This window comes from Pedobacter sp., from assembly GCF_046462515.1.
Lineage (GTDB): Bacteria > Bacteroidota > Bacteroidia > Sphingobacteriales > Sphingobacteriaceae > Pedobacter.
In genome coordinates this window covers 100081-118845 of the sequence record NZ_JBKGVD010000011.1, presented here as the reverse complement: position 1 = coordinate 118845, position 18765 = coordinate 100081, and the positions used below count along the sequence as shown (strand labels likewise).

At 38.6% G+C, this 18765-nt stretch carries 19 protein-coding genes; 13 read left to right on the top strand and 6 right to left on the bottom strand.

The annotated features are described in order from the left end of the window. The 3 genes from ACLHG9_RS15900 to ACLHG9_RS15890 all read left to right on the top strand — a co-directional run bounded on the left by ACLHG9_RS15900 (position 1) and on the right by ACLHG9_RS15890 (position 3993). Positions 1-1884: a RagB/SusD family nutrient uptake outer membrane protein gene (locus ACLHG9_RS15900; RefSeq protein ID WP_410222489.1), complete on the top strand. Its 1884-nt coding sequence runs from the start codon at positions 1-3 to the stop codon at positions 1882-1884. A gap of 129 nt (positions 1885-2013) precedes the next feature. Next, on the top strand, positions 2014-2973 hold the full coding sequence (locus ACLHG9_RS15895; RefSeq protein ID WP_410222488.1) for a BT_3987 domain-containing protein: 960 nt from the start codon (positions 2014-2016) through the stop codon (positions 2971-2973). 186 nt (positions 2974-3159) lie between these two features. Further along, a complete protein-coding gene (locus ACLHG9_RS15890; RefSeq protein WP_410222487.1) occupies positions 3160-3993 on the top strand; it encodes an endonuclease/exonuclease/phosphatase family protein in 834 nt (277 codons plus the stop codon). A 206-nt stretch (positions 3994-4199) separates the two neighbouring features. Here the strand turns inward: ACLHG9_RS15890 and ACLHG9_RS15885 are convergent, their stop codons facing one another. Then, complete coding sequence (locus tag ACLHG9_RS15885; RefSeq protein WP_410222486.1) at positions 4200-4823, bottom strand: CatA-like O-acetyltransferase; 624 nt, start codon at positions 4821-4823, stop codon at positions 4200-4202. Positions 4824-4825: 2 nt separating this feature from the next. Continuing rightward, entirely contained in the window at positions 4826-5518 is a 693-nt protein-coding gene (locus tag ACLHG9_RS15880; protein WP_410222485.1) for an HAD family hydrolase, read from the bottom strand. A 60-nt stretch (positions 5519-5578) separates the two neighbouring features. Between ACLHG9_RS15880 and ACLHG9_RS15875 the strand changes: the two genes are divergently transcribed. Further along, on the top strand, positions 5579-6154 hold the full coding sequence (locus tag ACLHG9_RS15875; RefSeq protein ID WP_410222484.1) for a Crp/Fnr family transcriptional regulator: 576 nt from the start codon (positions 5579-5581) through the stop codon (positions 6152-6154). Positions 6155-6420: 266 nt separating this feature from the next. Here the strand turns inward: ACLHG9_RS15875 and ACLHG9_RS15870 are convergent, their stop codons facing one another. Then, positions 6421-7107 (bottom strand): RluA family pseudouridine synthase, encoded by a 687-nt coding sequence (locus ACLHG9_RS15870; protein WP_410222483.1) that lies wholly within the window; start codon positions 7105-7107, stop codon positions 6421-6423. Between the two features lie 134 nt (positions 7108-7241). Further along, positions 7242-8057, bottom strand: coding sequence for a 3-methyl-2-oxobutanoate hydroxymethyltransferase (gene panB, locus ACLHG9_RS15865; protein WP_410222482.1), 816 nt, complete (start codon positions 8055-8057; stop codon positions 7242-7244). Positions 8058-8309: 252 nt separating this feature from the next. On the opposite strand from panB, the gene carA reads away from it, so the two are divergent. Then, positions 8310-9422 (top strand): glutamine-hydrolyzing carbamoyl-phosphate synthase small subunit, encoded by a 1113-nt coding sequence (gene carA / locus ACLHG9_RS15860; protein WP_410222481.1) that lies wholly within the window; start codon positions 8310-8312, stop codon positions 9420-9422. Between the two features lie 28 nt (positions 9423-9450). Here carA and ACLHG9_RS15855 read toward each other — a convergent pair whose 3' ends face one another. Continuing rightward, entirely contained in the window at positions 9451-10596 is a 1146-nt protein-coding gene (locus ACLHG9_RS15855) for a helix-turn-helix domain-containing protein (RefSeq protein ID WP_410222480.1), read from the bottom strand. Between the two features lie 134 nt (positions 10597-10730). Between ACLHG9_RS15855 and ACLHG9_RS15850 the strand changes: the two genes are divergently transcribed. The 5 genes from ACLHG9_RS15850 (at position 10731) to ACLHG9_RS15830 (ending at position 15403) form a co-directional block, all read left to right on the top strand. Then, on the top strand, positions 10731-11456 hold the full coding sequence (locus tag ACLHG9_RS15850) for a hypothetical protein (protein ID WP_410222479.1): 726 nt from the start codon (positions 10731-10733) through the stop codon (positions 11454-11456). Between the two features lie 45 nt (positions 11457-11501). Continuing rightward, positions 11502-11990 carry a hypothetical protein gene (locus tag ACLHG9_RS15845; protein WP_410222478.1) on the top strand — a complete coding sequence of 163 codons (489 nt, stop codon included), beginning with the start codon at positions 11502-11504 and terminating at the stop codon, positions 11988-11990. A gap of 5 nt (positions 11991-11995) precedes the next feature. Beyond that, positions 11996-13942 (top strand): WG repeat-containing protein, encoded by a 1947-nt coding sequence (locus ACLHG9_RS15840; RefSeq protein WP_410222477.1) that lies wholly within the window; start codon positions 11996-11998, stop codon positions 13940-13942. Positions 13943-13972: 30 nt separating this feature from the next. Beyond that, positions 13973-14593 (top strand): WG repeat-containing protein, encoded by a 621-nt coding sequence (locus tag ACLHG9_RS15835; protein ID WP_410222476.1) that lies wholly within the window; start codon positions 13973-13975, stop codon positions 14591-14593. A gap of 270 nt (positions 14594-14863) precedes the next feature. After that, on the top strand, positions 14864-15403 hold the full coding sequence (locus ACLHG9_RS15830) for a WG repeat-containing protein (RefSeq protein ID WP_410222475.1): 540 nt from the start codon (positions 14864-14866) through the stop codon (positions 15401-15403). Between the two features lie 371 nt (positions 15404-15774). On the opposite strand, the gene ACLHG9_RS15825 is transcribed toward ACLHG9_RS15830, so the two are convergent. After that, on the bottom strand, positions 15775-16767 hold the full coding sequence (locus ACLHG9_RS15825; protein ID WP_410222474.1) for a GlxA family transcriptional regulator: 993 nt from the start codon (positions 16765-16767) through the stop codon (positions 15775-15777). 139 nt (positions 16768-16906) lie between these two features. Here ACLHG9_RS15825 and ACLHG9_RS15820 point away from each other — a divergent pair, with 139 nt between their 5' ends. From ACLHG9_RS15820 to ACLHG9_RS15810, 3 genes are all read left to right on the top strand, one after another. After that, entirely contained in the window at positions 16907-17317 is a 411-nt protein-coding gene (locus ACLHG9_RS15820; RefSeq protein WP_410222473.1) for an SRPBCC family protein, read from the top strand. Positions 17318-17330: 13 nt separating this feature from the next. Further along, positions 17331-17822, top strand: coding sequence for an SRPBCC domain-containing protein (locus ACLHG9_RS15815; RefSeq protein WP_410222472.1), 492 nt, complete (start codon positions 17331-17333; stop codon positions 17820-17822). A gap of 152 nt (positions 17823-17974) precedes the next feature. Then, a complete protein-coding gene (locus ACLHG9_RS15810) occupies positions 17975-18742 on the top strand; it encodes an ABC transporter ATP-binding protein (protein WP_410222471.1) in 768 nt (255 codons plus the stop codon). Positions 18743-18765 lie beyond the last annotated feature (23 nt).

Here is an 18765-nt window from a genome sequence, read left to right as displayed (position 1 = left end):
ATGAAAACGCAAAATAAAATGACGAATAAAATATTCACCGCCTGTTTGCTGTTGGTTGGTATCACCTCAATTACCGCTTGTAAGAAAGGTTTTTTACAACAAGTACCAAATGATAGGCTAACCATAGAACAGGTATTTTCAAGACAAAAATACTCTGAAGAATATTTGGCGGGTATTTACGGACGTATGCCAAATGAAGCTTACCGCAATACCTCTATATGGGACGGTTGCTCAGACGATGCTGATGTTACTTATGACAGGCCAGGGCAAGGTTATGATACATACCCCATGAATTTGGGTAACTGGAATGCTGCATCTAACTATTATCTCAAGTGGACCACTTACTATCAGGCCATACGCTCGGCAACTTATTTCATGCAGCACATTGGTAATAATGCCGAAATATTGGCACTACCCAACAATAAGGGACAAGCACTTATTGCCCAATATACCGCCGAAGCAAGGTTTTTAAGAGCATATTTTTACTATAATTTAGTGCGCCAATATGGTCCTGTTATACTTTTGGGTGATGAATTGCTATCGGGCGATTTAGAGCCTACGGCCGATGAAATGAACAAACCGCGTAACTCCATGGACGAATGTATTAATTACATTGTTTCTGAATTGGATTTGGCCGCCCAAGACTTGCCAAAGCATTTTACCGAACAATCTGTAAACGACTATGGCAGAGCTACAAAAGCCATTTGTTTGGCCGTAAAAAGTAAGGCTTTACTATTAGCTGCAAGTCCGCAGTTTAATGGCAATACAGATTATGCTTCTTTTAGAAATAAAGATGGTAAACAACTGATAAGCCAGTTATACAGCGCCGATAAATGGAAACGTGTGGCCGATGCTACCAAACCTTTAATTACCGATTTTGGACTGGCACTATATAAGAAAAACGATGCTTCTAATAATTTCGATCCTTATTTGTCGTGCCGAGATGTATTTCTAGACCCATGGAATTCGGAAATTATTTTTGCCCGTACCAATAACAATTTAAACGGATGGGAGCGATCTGTATCGCCACGTAGTGTAAGCGGATATGCGGCCGTAGCCGTTACCCAGCAATTGGTTGATGAGTTTGAAATGGCCAATGGCATGCAACCTATTACCGGCTATAATGCTGATGGTACACCCATCATTAATGCGGCTTCGGGTTATGTAGAAAGTGGTTTCTCAACTGCGGCTGGCAAATATACCACAGCGGGAACCTATAATATGTACACTAATCGTGAACCTCGTTTTTACGTGAATGTAACCTATACCGGAAGCAACTGGCTGTTTACTGCCGAAGGCACTAAAGTAGTAGCTACTTATTTTACCGGCGAGTCAGGTAAGAAAGGTTCATGGGATTTTCCACGAACAGGCTACATTGCTCGTAAAAACGTACATCCAAACACTAATGTGCGTACAGGAGTTTATGTAGCACGCCCATTTGTAATGATACGCTTTGCCGAAATACTGCTCAACTATATCGAGGCGCTTAATGAATACGACCCTGGCAATCCCGATATTCTTACTTATTTGAATGCCATACGCCAACGCGCGGGCGTGCCACAGTACGGCACAGGGGCAGGCGCATTACCTGTGCCAGCCTCACAACAAGATATGAGAGCTAAAATACGTCACGAAAGAAGAGTAGAACTTTGTTTAGAAGGTTTGCGATATACGGATACCAGACGTTGGAAAATAGCTGAACAAACCGATGGTGGTCCATTTTGGGGTATGAACGTAGATGCGGGAACCAAACAACAAGATCTGGTATTTTATCAGCGTACCATGTTTGAGCGTAGGGTATTTTTAAAAAATTACTACCTGTTTCCCATACCACAATCAGAAATTGACCGGGATAAAAACTTAGTACAAAACCCTGGATGGTAAGATGCAAATGAATAAATGAGAGAATGAATTAATGAGTAAATAATTGAATAACAGCGTAGTAATCAATATTCGCCTTGCTAATATTTACTCATTCACTCATTCAAAATTCAATAATTAAAAAGATAAGCTATGAAATTATATTTTAAAATTTTATCGATGGTGTTGGTTATTGGCATTTTGGGTAGCTGTAAGCCCGATACCAATAATTTACTGAGCGGAAACGAAGATAGTTATTCAGCTGTTTATATGCCACAGGCGGTAAATAAGCAGGCAATTTATACATTTAATATATCGGCTCAACCCGAAACCATTATTTACGGGGCCAATTTTGGAGGACCTAACAGCAATTCAACTGATATAGACGTTAAGTTTGAGCCCGATTTGGCTTTGGTAAACACTTACAATGCGGCTAATTTTACCCAATATCCGGTTATGCCCGAAGGAAGTTATAAATTAGAGCAAACCAGTGCGATTATCCCATCTGGAAAAACAAGTACCAATCCACTTAAACTAAGCATTTATACCGATAAATTAGATGGAGTTGGCGCCTATTTGCTGCCGTTATCTATTAAGTCTAACTATAGGGTAAAAGAAGCGCTACGCACAACTTATTTTTTAGTAAGCGCTAAGTACACTTCCAATCCTTTTGCTGATTTTGACAGAAGCAACTGGTCAGTGCTTGCTTTTTCATCAGATGAAAACGAAAATGCCAGTGGCGGTCGTATACAACACGCTTTTGATGGTAATGTAAATACGTTTTGGTCAACAGCTTGGCGAAACACTAAACCTGGCCCGCCGCATTTCGTTACCATAGATATGGGAACAGCAAGAAAAATTCATGGCTTTAAGATAGCAGGGCGGCTTGATAATGGACAGCCAAGAACTACCGGAAACCCCAAAGACATTATAATACAAACTGGAAACGATGGTATTAACTGGACTTATTCGCAGGCGGTTTCGTTGCAAAACTTAGCTGAAAGCACCATTTATCTCAACTATGCCCAAACTGCCCGTTATTTTAAAATAACCATTAATTCGAGCCAAAGCGATAATTATTTAACACATATAGCCGAACTGAACGCGTTTTAAAAGGTACACTACAAAGTATAGAGCGTTGGATGACAAAATATGTTTTCCGTCTCCTGCGCTCTATATTCTTTACCTTACTCTCTACCCTCTCCGCAAAAAAGAATTATGGAACCATCATGATTTTCAACCATAATGTGATGGACAAAATCTGATAGCCTTATCACTTTTAAAAACAAGATTAAATAAATGAAAAAGTTAGCTCATCTTATTTTATTATTGGGTATTATTTTATCCTGTGGCAAAAATACCAAAGAATCTGCACCAGTATCTAAACCCGTAGCTAAAGGTTCAGTAGTTACCGTAATGACCTATAATATTTACGGAGCAAGGCCTAATGGAGTACCAGATACCGATTTAAAGGCGATAGCCAAAACCATTATTGATAGCAAGGCCGATTTGGTAGCTTTAAATGAGGTGGATGCCTTTACTACACGAAACGGAAAAGACAGGCACTTAGCTAGAGATTTGGCGTCGCTAACTGGCATGAACTGGTATTTTGCCAAAGCTATGGATTTTTATGGTGGCGAATATGGAGACGCGATATTATCTAAATTTCCCATTTTGGAAAGCAAGCGTTATTCTCTCTCCGTAGCCGATGGTGTTGGTGGTGAGTTACGTTCAGTAGCCATGATAAAGGTCAAAAAAGATGATAAGGAATTTTACTTTGCCGCTACCCATTTAGATCATTTACAGATAGAAGACAACCGCATTTTGCAGGCCAATCAACTTAAACAAATTGTAACTGATTTAAACAAGCCCCTAATTTTGGCTGGCGATTTTAATGCCAAGCCTGAGAGCCAAACCCTAACCATTGTAAAAAGCTACATGACTTTGGGCTGCAGGCAGCAATGTGCATTTACCTATCCTTCTGGCGGCGGCTCGTATGGTGCACCCGACAAAACGATTGATTATATTATGTACAGCCCTACCGATAAATTTACGATTAACAATTATAATGCTATTCCTTATTTGCCCAACTCGGATCATGCACCTGTAGTGGCTACTATTGAAGTTAAATAAACCCCCGCAATAAATCTATGTTATTAGATGCTGACCTGTAAAGCTACGCAGTAAAATGAATTCAGCAGGGCGATTAATTTTTACACCAACAGAACGCCAATCTTTACCGTCACCCTGAATTTATTTCAGGGTCTTGCACTATTCAGTTAGATGCTTGACGTGGTTTTTATGTCGGTAGAGCGTGATTGTTTATGATTGTCTCATTGCTATAAATCCATCAATTCTTGAAATCTCTCTACAAAAAGCCCTACGTGGTAACCATCTGCCAGTCCGTGATGCACATGAACCGAGATAGGCATCGTTCTTATTTCTCCATTAATGGTCATCTTACCAAACGATATTTTAGGGCAACTATCGGGAAAAGAAAAACTGCGGGCATGAGAAAGCGATGTAAAATCTAACCAGGGCAAAGCCGAACAATGGATCACGTTCTCGCCCGAGGCCGAAGGCAGCAGACCGGTAGCCGCTTTTACCTGTTCGGTTTCTTCTAAAGCCTTATGGTAAAAAAGTTCTTCATCGGTACTGTAATCCATATAAGCAAAGCCAAAAGTGCCATTAGCACGGGCTATGGTAGGTGAAGCGTTAACCTGATCAAAAAGGTAAACTTCCTGATCTATGATCCGGTAACGAAAGTTTTCTATTTCGTTGGCGGCCTTTAAAGCTCTGTACAAATAATACAGGAAAAACGAACGTCCTGTGGCTTTAGCTTTTTGGTAAGCTATGGTGCAGTCTATGGTAACGGTAACGCCAAAAAAAGGTTCTTCAAATTGAGAGAAAAAACGAAAATGTTCTTTCCTGATCCATTGCTCTATGTTAACGAGTGTTTTCATGCTTAATCTAAATGTTGTAAAATGGCGTCTATGCTTTTAAGTTCTATAAACTGCCTGTGTTCTATATTGATGTCGTGCTGTTCGTGTATCCAGGTAATATGATATGGGATATGTGCCGCATAAGCGCCCAATTCCAGTACTGGCAGCACATCCGATTTGATGGAATTACCTAACATGAGAAAATTTTCTGCCTTACAGTCGAGATGTTTCAAAAGCTTACGGTAATCAGCAACCTGTTTATCGCTCATGATTTCTATATGATGAAAATAATGTTCCAGTCCCGATTTTTTAAGTTTGCGCTCCTGGTCAAGCAAATCGCCTTTAGTTGCCACTACCAGCCTGTATTTATCTTTTAATCTGCTTAAAGTTTCATGCACACCGGGCAGCAGCTCAAGTGGTTTTTGCAGCATTTCCTTTCCTAAAGCTATGGCTTTATTAACCAAGCTTATCGGAGCAGTATGATTCGAAGCACGATCAATGGTTTCGATCATGCTCAGCATAAATCCCTTTATGCCATAACCATACAATTGCAGATTATCCATTTCGGTTTTGAACAACTCTTTTAAAACACTGTGCTGCGGCAGGTAATCTTCAAGCAATGCGCAAAACTGGTTCTCGGCCTCCCTGAAATAAGGTTCGTTTATCCATAGAGTATCATCGGCATCAAAGGCAATGGTTTTTACCTGGTTTCTCATTTAAATTTGTAATTTTCTACCTGCAAAAATCGGCAGTTTCAATTTCTTAACAAAGGACATTTGTCCCGAAAACTTATGTTGCGCACCAATTCTAATTTTCTGGCTTATGCCGAACAGCTTTATAACCAACAGGCAAACAAAGCTGATATTGTATTAAAGTCTTTTGCCAAAGGCGAAAGGCTATTGACCCAGCATGAAAAACCCACTAAAATTATGCTGATCAAAGAAGGCGTTACCAAATGCTTTTTTACCGAAACAAACGATAAGGAATTTATTGTTGAATTTTTGGGTAAAGGCGAAATTATGGGAGAGATTGAACTAATCAGAGGTGGCGATTGTTTATGCAGCATAGATGCTTTAACCGATGTAAGTGTGTATGCTTTTGCACTGCCTTTTTTCAATGAATTGCTTAAAAAAGATCTTGCTCTAAATCATTTGCTGCTCAAGGCCTTTGCCGGCCGCATTATTGATACAGCGAGCCGGGCCTCTTACCAGCAACTGCATACTACCGAACATAGTCTGGCTAAGCTATTAGATTTACAGTCTAAGCAGGATATGGCGATTTCCAAAGAGGATATGGCGGCTTATCTGGGTATTTCCTTAAGAAACCTGAACAGGGCTTTGAAGAAGCTGTAAGTTTCTGGATCATGTGTTGGGGTTTGCTTGTTCGTTATGCCAATGATCAATCGTTATGTTGAACCATTCATCCTCGTCATGCTGAACTCGTTTCAGTATCTTTCTCCCGGCTATGTAGCCCCTGAAATGAATTCAGGGTGACGTACAAAGTTTGAAGCAACGGTAAAACAAACGTCATGCTGAACCTCCCGAAATATCGGGGCAAGCTGTTTCAGCATCTTTATAACAGAATTTGAATGGCTTGAAAAGCCGGAATGAAAACGAAATCAATACTTCTCAAAACGCTCCCAAAAACCATCTACAGGTAAAGGTGCAAATATGCTTACAGGCTCTTTCTTTACGGGATGCAAAAACTCTAGCTTACGGGCATGCAAACAAATACTACCTTTACGACTGGCCCTCGGGTAACCGTATTTATTATCGCCAACTATTGGGCAGCCCATGGTTGAAAGCTGTACCCGTATTTGATGCGATCTACCTGTAACCGGATTTACTTTTAACAGGTAATAGCCATCTAATTCTGTTAATTGCTGGTAACTGAGTTCGCAATACTGGCTTCCGGGCACTTCACTATCATAAGCTTTTACCACATTTTTTTGCGGGTTTTTAATCAGCCAGTTTATCAATTTGGCCGCAGCTTTAGCAGGCTTTTTACGCACTACCGCAAAATAGGTTTTGGTAACCTCACGGTTTTTAAATGCCGCGTTCATGCGGTCTAAAGCTTTACTGGTTTTAGCAAATAAAATTACACCACTAACAGGACGATCCAAACGGTGTACCACGCCCAAAAACGCCGCCCCTGGCTTATTGTATTTTTGGGCAAGATAATCTTTAACCATTTCATCTAACGGTTTATCACCGGTTTCATCTACCTGCACAATATCACCTGCTCTTTTATTTACTGCTATTAAATGGTTGTCTTCGTATAATATATCCTTATCGGTAACGGGCATGCTTATTTTGTAGTGTTTGTTGTTAAATAAACCTGATAGCAGCGTACACGAGCCCAGCTAGCGGCGAGTAAAGCGGATAGCAGGACTGTACTGAGCGATACAGGTTTTACGCTGTTTTCTTAAACCGAAAAGTATTAATATTGTTCTTTCTCGTTAGGAAAATCAACTGCTTTTACATCGCGGATGTAATTTTGGGCTGCGCCCTTGATCCCTTCGTACAAATCTAAGTACTGACGTAAAAAACGTGGTCTGAAGCCTTTGGTAAGCCCTATCATATCGTTCACTACAAGCACCTGTCCATCGCACTGCGGCCCTGCCCCAATACCTATGGTAGGTATTTGTATAGATCGGGTTACTTCTCCTGCTAATTTTGCCGGTATTTTTTCTAACACAACACCAAAACAACCTGCTTCTTGCAAAGCAAGTACATCTGTTTTTAGCTTTTCAGCTTCTGCCTCGTCTTTTGCTCTTACGGTGTAAGTGCCAAATTTATAGATAGATTGCGGTGTTAAGCCCAAATGCCCCAATACCGGTATGCCAGCCGCAACAATACGCTGTACCGATTCTACCACTTCTGTGCCACCCTCTAACTTAACGCCGTGCGCTCCCGATTCTTTCATGATCCGTATGGCCGATTTAAGCGCTTCTTTTGAATCGCTTTGGTATGAGCCGAAAGGCAGATCTACTACCACAAATGCTCTGTTGGCCCCTCTTACCACCGCTTGCGCATGATAGATCATCTGATCTAGGGTAATAGGTAAGGTAGTTTCATGGCCCGCCATTACGTTAGAAGCAGAATCGCCAACCAAAAGTACATCTAGGCCTGCATCATCTAAAATGGTAGCCATAGAATAGTCGTAAGCAGTTAACATGGCTATTTTTTCGCCACGCTGCTTCATTTCCTGCAGTATATGCGTAGTAACACGCTTTACTTCTTTATGTACCGACATGTGTTTTGTTTTATGTTTACAAAGGTAAACTTTTGCTTTTGTAAATGTACGTTTTATTAATTTGTTACAAACCAGAGGTCTTTGTTAAAAAAAATAAAAAACTGATTTTTTTTCTTCGAAAAAATGTACTTTTGTGCTCTGAAATGAATGAGTTCGATCAGAAAGTTCAGGCTACTTTAACACAAGAGGAAATTACGATAAGGCCTCATTCTTTATTTTCTTTTTTCACCCACAATTTTTATTGTTTTTTAAATGACTAACTACGCAAAATTACCTGCAATTTTGTTACTGGCCGATGGCACGGTTTTTTACGGAAAAGCAGCCGGAAAAATTGGTACCACAACGGGAGAAATTTGTTTTAACACCGGTATGACTGGCTATCAGGAGGTTTTTACCGACCCTTCTTACTTTGGACAGATCTTAGTAGCTACCAATGCGCATATTGGTAACTACGGCATACATAAAGATGAGGTTGAATCTGATTCGATAAAAATTGCTGGACTGGTATGTAAGAACTACAACATACAGTATTCCAGAAAAGAAGCGGCCGAGTCTATCCAGGATTATTTTCAAAATGAAAATATTGTGGGCATTTCTGATATAGACACCCGGGCTTTGGTTCGTCATATAAGAGATAAAGGTGCGATGAACGCTATTATTTCTTCTGAAATTACCGATTTGCAGGAGCTGAAGAACAAGCTTGATGAAGTGCCGCCAATGAGTGGATTGGAGCTTTCTTCTGTAGTATCTACCAAAGAACCTTATTATTATGGCAACCCTGAAGCTCCTATCAAAGTGGCTGCTTTAGATCTGGGTATTAAAAAGAATATTTTACGCAACTTTGATGACAGAGGTGTATATGTAAAAGTTTTCCCTGCCAAAACTTCTTTTGAAGAAATGGAAAAATGGGGTGCAGATGGCTATTTTATTTCTAACGGCCCTGGCGATCCAGCAGCCATGCCTTATGGTATTGAAACCGTTAAAGCTGTTTTGGCTGCCAACAAACCTATGTTTGGTATTTGCTTAGGTCACCAGTTATTGGCAGAAGCTAACGGTATTGGTACCATGAAAATGTTTAACGGACACCGTGGCTTAAACCATCCGGTAAAAAACATCATTAAAAACCATTGTGAGGTAACTTCACAAAACCATGGTTTTGGTGTAATTCCTGAGGAAGTTAAAAACTCTGATAAAGTAGAAATCACGCATATTAATCTTAACGACGATTCTATAGAAGGGATAAGAGTGAAAGGGAAAAAAGCATTTTCAGTACAATATCACCCTGAAAGTTCTCCGGGCCCACATGATTCGCGTTATCTTTTCGATGATTTTATCGCAATGATTAAAGGAGAGTTGGTTTGGTAATCCCAAACCAACTTTTTTTATGAGCAGGTTATTCTTGCTCTTTTAAATAAGCGGTTGGTGTTAAACCGGTTGTTTTTTTAAATGCCCGGTAAAACGCTGCCTTAGAACCAAAGCCGCAATTGTACCCCACAGCTTCTATAGTAATATTGACATGTTCTAAGCTCAACAACTCTGTTTTTGCTTTTTCTATACGTGCGGTATTGATCAATTCAAAAAAACTTTTCCTGAAATAGCGGTTAATGGCTTCTGATAAGATATAAGGGGGGATATTCAAAGCATCAGCCATTTGTTTGAGACTTAAATCTTCATCGTACAATAAAGGGTTCTGAGCCAGAAAATCTTCAATTTGCTGTCCTAAACGATCTATATTTTCACTGGTTTGAAAAGAATTTTGATATTTATGCCTTTCTGTGACCGCTTTTGGCTGAGGGTCTGGCACCAGACTATTGTTAAACAACACTGAAGTGTTTAACGATTTAAGGACAATAATAAAGTAGATTAACGTACTGAAGTAGCCCAATATCAAACTGCTTTGGCTTACGTTTGCATAATATAAAGTAAAAGGTACTAGTAAGAATGAGAATATCAGTAAAGCAATAACAATATCCCTGAACCATTTTAATCTGAGCTCTTCTGCCTTAGCATAAGTCTGGTTTATCTTTTTAAGGTAACGGTTGATCACATTTATACTGGCTAACAGATATACGGTAAAACATAGCAGCATGCCACACAATAAAAGCACATTTATAGTGGTATAACGTTTTGCTTCTGACGTTCCAGTATAATAATAATCAGCAAGGTTCTCTCCTCTTTTAGAAAACAGCAACATTAAAAGATGTACAACTGCCGGCAAAACAATAAGGAGATGAAATATATCTTTTTTAACCAGTGGTTGCGCAGTTAAAGCACGGGTATAAAAATAAAATAACGGGCCCAATGCGCTTAGAATAATACCACATAAAGGATCAAAAAATGGCATGTAACTTAACCAACCTACCTGTAACAACACGTGTTGCACATGTATAAATGAAAAGCAGAAAAGAAAAAGCGCCAAAAACCGATTGGCCGTATGGTTATTTCTTTTTACTGCCAAAACCACAGCAAAAAACCATAAATGCGCCCAGCAGAATAAGGATAGGTAGAATGAAAATGACGGAGATACGTTGTTATACATCTATTCTGGTTATTGAGTTTAAAAGTACAAAAGTTTATGTTCACTTTTTCATGTATCACTTTATAAAATGAGCCTTTTTTACATCTGCAGGCTTATACTTTTGATTTCATAAAACCGATTTAAAACAAAAAAACATGAAAAAATTATTAATCCTGAGTTGTACATGTGCGTTACTTTTTACCCTTTCATGCAAAAAGAAAAAAGATAACGTTGAGGAAAAATATGTATGTACCTCTTGCTCGCAAACTCCTGAAGGTGTAGCTGCCAATGACAATAGCAGCAAAGGCATTTACAAAGGCGTAATTATTGGTTCATCGGGAACCATTAAGTTTGACATAGCCAATACGAGTAGTAATTCTATTACAGCAAGCATGGTTATTGATGGCACAAAGGTTACTTTAACTTCTACAGTAGCTTGGACCGCCGGACAGCTTTATGTAGCGCCATTTAAAGGCACTTTAAACGGACAGGAAGTCTCTGTTACTTTTTCTGTTAGCGCTTCAGGAACCGGAGCTACTATTGTTGCAGCAAACATTCCCGGGCATGCCAATGCCATATTCAGCATAGCCAAAGAAACCTCTACCGCATTGGTAAAATGCTTTGAAGGTACTTACCAAACCTCTACCAATAAAAAAGGAACATTCAACATCATTGTTTCTACTTTATTAAAGGGTTGGACAGGTAAGGCAAGAGAAGATGGCACACAATCTACCGAAGATATATCGGGCACTTATGTAAATGATGTTTTAATCGATGCATCTGGAGCTACCATAGCCCCTATTAACGGCGATGAGTTTTCGGGTTCTTTTAAAGACAGGAGCAATACCACCATTACCGTAAAAGGGAAAAGGACTTTGTAAGAAGCCTTTATACAGATAGAACAGATTCATAAATCAATTAAAGTCATGAAAACAAAAACCCTTTTTAAAATCTTTCTGGTAGCCGTATTAATGGTTACATGCAAATTGGCTACCGCACAGATTTACCTTACAGGTAGTTCTGATAGCGCTTTTGAATTTCCAAATGGCCCATCAGAATGGTCTAAGCCGGTATTATTAAAATTAACTTCTGAAAAGTTTGAAAAGAAAGGTCTGGAAGGTGTTGCTCTTGAATTCAAGATCAAAGTAACCAAAAAAGCCTCATCTAAACTTGCTCCCTGCAAATATGAAGTCGAGGTAAAAAATCTATCAGATAAACAAGGAATATCTTTCGAAGCCAGAAATGACTATACCGATCCGTCTAACAAATACATTTACCACAAAGTAAAACTTAAAGCAGGCGAAACCGCAACTTTTGATATTGCCTATTGGCGTTTGGGCTGGGACGTGAAAACCATGGAAGGCTGTACCACCTGCAGCTGGAACTTTGTTTTTGTAGAAGTTAAACCGAATTGATAAAAATGAAACCCAACTATTTTATAGCTATATTATCCTGTCTTATCATTGCTACAAAGATACAAGCTCAGGTAATTACCGATAAACCGGCCTTTGTTAAAAACTTGACGCAGGTATTTCATCATCGCAATAGTGGTTTCGACTCGCTGGTGCTGCAAGGTGTAAAGGAGGTCGGCAGTCCCGCTTCAAAGTTAAAGCTGCCCAAGGTTGATGAAACCTATATCTATAATAAAACCTACCATGCGGGTTTTGCTTTTAAAAATAAGGCGCAAGCCGAAGCCTTTATAAAAGAAGTTCAAGGACTGATTAGCGAAGCGGCCATCGTTTATGATGCCAAGGCATATTTTGTGCCTAACCCTGACACGCCAGAGTACCTGCAATTTCATATCGGCAATAGCGAGGGCTTTTATACCCAGCCCGATGAGATTGAACTTTTTGACAGAAGTTACCAGAAAATAGAACGCCCGTTTGTAGTTTATTTACGTTTTAACGGCAAAGAGCCTACTTTTTCATACTACGTTACGGCGGGTAAACGCATTGTAAACGCCGAAATCAGCAACTTGGTAAAAGATGTGGTGCTGGGAAAAGACAGTTTAATGGTACAGCTAAAGGGCAAAAAAATACCTGGCAAAATAGTTAGTTATGAAAGCAAGCGCACTTTAAAAGGCTACAAAGCCACTGTTTACCAATATAACGATTATGGTGGCACACAAAATATACTGCAATTGATAAAAAACTGGACGGGCAAAAAAGATGAGGAAGTTTTTATGAAAGCCGATACACTTATGCAAAATCTTAAAGCCGCTCTGCCTGCCACTTACTGCTACTTAATGGATACCAAGGAGCAAAAAGTTATCTTTTATCCGCAGCCCTTTAGCAATATAACAGCCAATGCCAAGTTGGAAATTGGCTATGGCCGCAATGCCAATGGGAAAAATGCTTACTATGTGCTGCTCAATTTATACAGGTTTATAGAACCCAAAGACCTTGAAACAAACACTACCTCAACAACCACTACTGCCAAGCCTCCAAAATTATATCCTTTTAAAGGCGAAAATGGCAAATACGGTTATAAAAACGATAAAAATGAAATTGTGGTACAACCACAATATGACGAAGCTGCCTCTTTTAACGAAGAACGCGGACAGGTAATGTTAAACAGCCGTTACGGCTATGTAAATATCAATGGTAAAGAAGTTGTTCCTACAAAATATGATTATGCAGGTCTTTTCTTTTTCGGTGGCGTAAGCAAAGTGAAACTAAACGGCAAGTGGGGCATTATTAATAAAGACGGCAAAGAACTGGTACAACCCAAATACGATGATATAGACAATGGAGGGGGGCAAAACAACGATGTCAGCCGAAACAAGTTTATAAAGGTAAGATTGAACAATAAATATGGTTTTATAGATAGTGCGGGGCATGAAGTTTTACCTCTAAAATATGATAAAGCCAATATTATAGCCCCGTTTAGAGCAATAGTTACTGCAGATGGCAAAACAGCACTTATTGATCAGACCGGAAAATCGCTCACCCCACTAATTTACGACGATATTTATTATGATATATGGGAAAAAACCTTACGCCCCAAACTGGGCAACAAATTAGGATTGATGGATTTTAACGGCAAGTTGTTGATACCAGTAGCCTATCATAATGTAAAGGGCTTTTCTGAGAATTTAGCAATGGTAGTGAACGATGATAAACACGGCTTTGTAGATAAAACCGGTAAATTGGCAATACCCTTAATATACGAGGGTGCATCCAAATTTTCGGATGGCTTGGCTAGCGTGCGCAAAAATGGCAAATGGGGATATATAGACAAAACAGGAAAAATGGTTATTCCATGTCAGTATAATTACGTTACGGATTTTAAATACGGCAGAGCCGAAGTAAAAAAAGATGACAAAGAATTCTATATAGATAAAACAGGGAAAGAAATTAAATTATAAAGTATGAAACCGATCATCTTTTTCATTTTAATGAATCTAATAACATGCGTAGCCCAAGCACAAACAGCTTTTAAAGATACCAACGGCAAATACGGATTAAAAGACGATACCGGAAAAATAATTATTGCTGGAAAATATAATGATATAGAAGCCTTTGCCAATGATTTGGCCGCTGTAAGCTTAAATGGTAAATGGGGGTTCATAGACTCAACAGGAAAAGAAATCATTGCGATTAAGTATAACAAAGTTGATTTTTTCATGAATGGTTTGGCCATCGTAAGTTTAAATGGCCATCGTATTTATATAGATAAGACGGGTAAAGAAGTTGTAAAACCTGTCAAAGCCTATGATGAGATGTACACTTTTACAGAAGGCATGGCCGTGGTAGAATCTAATGGCAAATATGGTTTTATAAACAAAGCTGGTAAAGAGGTTATCTCGCTCAAATACCGTTTTGCACTACCTTTTACCAATGGCCTGGCTGCTGTAGCATTGAATGGTAAATGGGGCTTTATCAACAAAATGGGAAAAGTGATCATCCCGATCAAGTATGATGATGCATCTTCTTTTGATCCCGAAACCCATTGGGCTTATGTGACGCTAAATGGTAAAGAGTTTTATATCGACAAAACTGGTAAAGAAATACAATAATGGCAAACACGACCAAATTCTCTAAAGTTACCGGAAAAATAACCTTCGGCTTTTTCATAACCGCCGTAGTCGGCCTTTCTACCTACGAACTGCTCAGAAGCACTTCTTTAAGAGAAGGTCATTTTCGTAATTGGGTTTTTGTTTGCTCTTTGTATTGCGTAATGCTATGTATTCTTAGCTTGGCAATCTTCCTTATATCATTAATGATAAACAAGATACAACAGAAAGGTATAAAAACAGAATAAGTCAAGATCGATAAAATATATGTACATGAAAACAATTCTTCTCTTCTCTTTTTGCTGTAGTCTCTTTCTAAATGTACAGGCGCAAAACCTGCAATCTTTTAAAGGAGCTAACCGCAAATACGGCTATAAGAACAGTAAGGGTGATACAGTAATACAAGCACAGTACGATATTGCTTACAAATTTTCTGAAGGGTTGGCTGCTGTAGAACTGGACAATCAATGTGGTTACATAGATCCCACTGGCAAATTGGTCATTCCATACCGGTTTGGTAGTGCAGGCAATTTCTCGCAGGGTTTTGCATCAGTAGAGCTTAACGGTAAGTGGGGCTTTATCAATAAAGCCGGTAAAAATGTAATCCCCTATCAATATGAGATGGCCGGCGAATTTCATGAAGGCCTGGCCGCAGTGGTATTACAGAATAAGTATGGTTTTATCAACAAAGCAGGCAAGATTATTATCCCCTGCAAATATGATTATGTATTTGATTTTGTGGCGGGAAAAGCGGCCGTAGAATTAGGTAAACGTAAATTTTATATTGGTAAAACAGGTTCAAAAATCAAATAGTCCATGCAAAAAATACTCTTTAAACAAGCCATTGTATCGCTGGGCATTTCAATGTCAATCTTATCTTTATTTATATTCTTTCACAATCAGCCTTACACACCGGAATTCTTTTACTTGTTATCTGCATTGCCTTTTATCTTAAGTATCATTTACCTATTGGTTTACCCCTCAAGAATAAAAAAGATGTATCTGAACACTGTTCTCATTCCATTTTTTGTGCTTTATTTTACGTTCATGCTTTATTTTTTAAACCTGTTTGGCAATCTTGGTTTTTTAGCCATACTCATCTTTCCAACTGGTATGGTCATTATACTTCTTCTATTCGTAATCAGACTCTACAGATACAAAAACAATTTCAGATAATTAAATGGTCAAACCCGGTCAGTCAATTTAGAACGGTTGTATTTCTCCCTATATTCCAAAGGCGACATTCCTGTATTCTTTCTAAATACCTCTCTAAAAGCTTTCGCATCTGTATAACCCACATCGTACATTACTTCATGCACCGTTTTGCGATTGGTTTCAAAAGCCTTTTTAGCGGCTTCAATTTTTACCCTTTGCGCATATTCAAGAGGTGTATTACCTGTTGCTTTGATAAATCTCCTGTCAAAGTTACGCCTACTAACCGCAAAGGCTGATGATAATGCTTCAACAGAGATTCTTTCCTGCAAATGTGTTTCGATATGCAATTGCGCCCGTTCCACCATTTCATCGCCATGTAGTTTCTGTCCCGTAAAAATGGCAAATTCAGATTGGCAATTCCTGTCCATTTCAATTTGAAAAACCTTAGCACAGAAAACAGCAGTTGATCTATCGTAATATTTCTCTATTAAATAAATAATCAGGTTTAGAAAAGAATATGCTCCTCCGTTAGTGTAGATACCATTTTCATCGGTAATCAAATGATCTGTTTGTAAATTTACCAGAGGAAACATCTTCCTGAAATGATCTGCAGCAGCCCAATGCGTAGAGCAACTTTTATAATCCAGTAAGCCCGATGAAGCCAATAAAAATGCACCTGTGCATATACTGGCTATTTCTGCCCCATTTTTATACTGATCTTTAATCCAGCCTACAAGTACATTATTTTGCGCTAAAGCCTGATCATAATCATGGTTTAATGAAGGGATAATAATGAGGTTAGTTTTCTCAATTGCTGAGATATTTACATGTGGTTTTACGGCAAATAAACCTTCATAGTAATCTACCTGCTGCGAAATGCCTGCTACTTCAATTTTATACAGTTCTTCTTTGCCTGTACTTTTCCAATAGGTATTAGCTCGCATAAACAACTTATACGCACCTACAATGCTACTTAAATTATTTCCTTCGCCATTTGGCACTACTATGGTAATACGTTTCATTGTTCTTTTTTCACAAAAATAAAAAGATATGTAGTCCAAATCAACCCGTCATAAAGTCTTATTTACACATCTACAAATTTGTTTTTAGACAGCATCTTTGTTAAGTAAATATTTTAATCCATTGTTAAATAACTGAGATATGACAGCTATTCTCCACAAATTATCCATAAATGCCCCTGTAGAAAAGGTATATGAGGCTATTACTACGCAAAAAGGTTTGTCTGGTTGGTGGGCTAAACAAACCACAGCCAAACCTGAATTAAACTTTATCAATACCTTTACTTTCGGCAACAGCCTTACAGAAATGAAAATCATTCAGCTTGTTCCCAATAAAAAAGTTGAATGGTTATGTATCAACGCTAATGAGGAATGGATGAACACGCACATTTCATTTGATCTGGAAGAGAAAAATGAAAAAACCATTGTACGTTTTTCTCATACGGATTGGCAAGCGGCCACAGATTTTTTTGCCGATTGCAATTTCAATTGGGCAAAATTTTTGTACAGTTTAAGGCTATTATGTGAAACAGGTTCGGGAAATCCGGTTTAAATAAATAGGAATCATGGAAAACAAGAATTACACAGCAAGCTTTCTGGTAAATCAGGGTACAAGCACTGTTTTTAACGCCATCAAAAACTTTAGAGCTTGGTGGTCTGAAGACATAGAAGGAAACACAGATCAGCTCAATGAAACATTTTTCTACCATTACAAAGATGTTCATCTATGTAAACTGAAACTTGTTGAAATGATACCCGATCAAAAATTGGTTTACCTTGTATTGGATAACCAATTCAACTTTATTGATGATAAAACCGAATGGGTAAACACTAAACTTATTTTTAATATTGATAAAGAAGGCGAACGGACAAAAGTGGTTTTCACGCATGAAGGACTTACACCTGCTGAAGCCTGTTATGAAATCTGCAATGAAGCCTGGAGTAATTATATCAACAATAGTTTGTTTAAATTGATTACCACAGGTAAAGGCTTACCCAATCCAAAGGAAAAAGAAGGTTTTAATGCAGAAATTGTCAAAAAATGGCAATTGGGATAACCTATCCTTCATCCCAATAAATGGTTATTATTTCATCAATTTTATTTAACCGGTGTTATTCACCGGTTATTTTCTGCATTTGGCTGGATTTTTAAGGACATTAACTTAAAAATTCATTTTCTTTTCATGCAAAGCTTCTTACTTTTACAGGTATGAAAAATAACCGTGCTATAATTAGCGTAAAAAATCTGGTTAAAAACTATGATGCTTTTGAGGCTGTAAAAGGTATCAGTTTTGAAGTTTATGAGCATGAGATCTTTGGCTTATTAGGTCCCAATGGTGCAGGCAAAACCACCACGCTCGAAATCATTGAGACTTTACGGGAAAAAACTTCAGGAGAAATCTTAGTTGACAATATGGATGTTGACAAAGATGCCAGTGCCATAAAACGCGTTATAGGCGTACAGCTACAAGCCGCAGGCTATTATCCTAATCTTAATCTTACTGAACTTTTAGAACTTTTTGCTGGCCTGTATAACGTCAATATTGATCCGGCAGAAATGCTGGCCAAGGTAAACTTACAAGATAAGGCCAAAGCCAAATACAAAGAACTCTCAGGCGGACAGAAACAACGATTTTCTATTGCCACTACCTTAATCAATTCGCCAAAGGTTATTTTTTTAGATGAGCCTACTACAGGATTAGATCCGCAGGCCCGTCGTAATTTATGGGATCTTATTATTGAGATACGCAACAATGGCACTACCGTTGTAATTACTACGCACTACATGGATGAAGCAGAACAGCTCTGCGACAGGGTAGCTTTTGTAGAAGCGGGTGAGATCATTGCTTTAGATACACCTGATAATTTAATAGACAATCTGGTTGCCAGTGGGTTTGAACGCAAAAAAGAAGTGAAGAAAGCTAATCTGGAAGATGTTTTTATCAACTTAACCGGCCGTGCATGGCGTGATAATTAATCCTTAAAAATCAAAAGACTAAA

Bases quoted from the DNA above. Each gene is read 5' to 3' on its own strand.
- ACLHG9_RS15845 (WP_410222478.1), top strand. From the start codon at position 11,502: ATGAAAACAAAAACCCTTTTTAAAATCTTTCTGGTAGCCGTATTAATG.
- ACLHG9_RS15835 (WP_410222476.1), top strand. From the start codon at position 13,973: ATGAATCTAATAACATGCGTAGCCCAAGCACAAACAGCTTTTAAAGAT.
- ACLHG9_RS15870 (WP_410222483.1), bottom strand. From the start codon at position 7,107: ATGCCCGTTACCGATAAGGATATATTATACGAAGACAACCATTTAATA.
- ACLHG9_RS15830 (WP_410222475.1), top strand. From the start codon at position 14,864: ATGAAAACAATTCTTCTCTTCTCTTTTTGCTGTAGTCTCTTTCTAAAT.
- ACLHG9_RS15890 (WP_410222487.1), top strand. From the start codon at position 3,160: ATGAAAAAGTTAGCTCATCTTATTTTATTATTGGGTATTATTTTATCC.
- ACLHG9_RS15825 (WP_410222474.1), bottom strand. From the start codon at position 16,767: ATGAAACGTATTACCATAGTAGTGCCAAATGGCGAAGGAAATAATTTA.
- ACLHG9_RS15885 (WP_410222486.1), bottom strand. From the start codon at position 4,823: ATGAAAACACTCGTTAACATAGAGCAATGGATCAGGAAAGAACATTTT.
- ACLHG9_RS15840 (WP_410222477.1), top strand. From the start codon at position 11,996: ATGAAACCCAACTATTTTATAGCTATATTATCCTGTCTTATCATTGCT.
- panB (WP_410222482.1), bottom strand. From the start codon at position 8,057: ATGTCGGTACATAAAGAAGTAAAGCGTGTTACTACGCATATACTGCAG.
- ACLHG9_RS15815 (WP_410222472.1), top strand. From the start codon at position 17,331: ATGGAAAACAAGAATTACACAGCAAGCTTTCTGGTAAATCAGGGTACA.
- ACLHG9_RS15900 (WP_410222489.1), top strand. From the start codon at position 1: ATGAAAACGCAAAATAAAATGACGAATAAAATATTCACCGCCTGTTTG.
- ACLHG9_RS15880 (WP_410222485.1), bottom strand. From the start codon at position 5,518: ATGAGAAACCAGGTAAAAACCATTGCCTTTGATGCCGATGATACTCTA.
- carA (WP_410222481.1), top strand. From the start codon at position 8,310: ATGACTAACTACGCAAAATTACCTGCAATTTTGTTACTGGCCGATGGC.
- ACLHG9_RS15855 (WP_410222480.1), bottom strand. From the start codon at position 10,596: ATGTATAACAACGTATCTCCGTCATTTTCATTCTACCTATCCTTATTC.
- ACLHG9_RS15895 (WP_410222488.1), top strand. From the start codon at position 2,014: ATGAAATTATATTTTAAAATTTTATCGATGGTGTTGGTTATTGGCATT.
- ACLHG9_RS15850 (WP_410222479.1), top strand. From the start codon at position 10,731: ATGAAAAAATTATTAATCCTGAGTTGTACATGTGCGTTACTTTTTACC.
- ACLHG9_RS15810 (WP_410222471.1), top strand. From the start codon at position 17,975: ATGAAAAATAACCGTGCTATAATTAGCGTAAAAAATCTGGTTAAAAAC.
- ACLHG9_RS15820 (WP_410222473.1), top strand. From the start codon at position 16,907: ATGACAGCTATTCTCCACAAATTATCCATAAATGCCCCTGTAGAAAAG.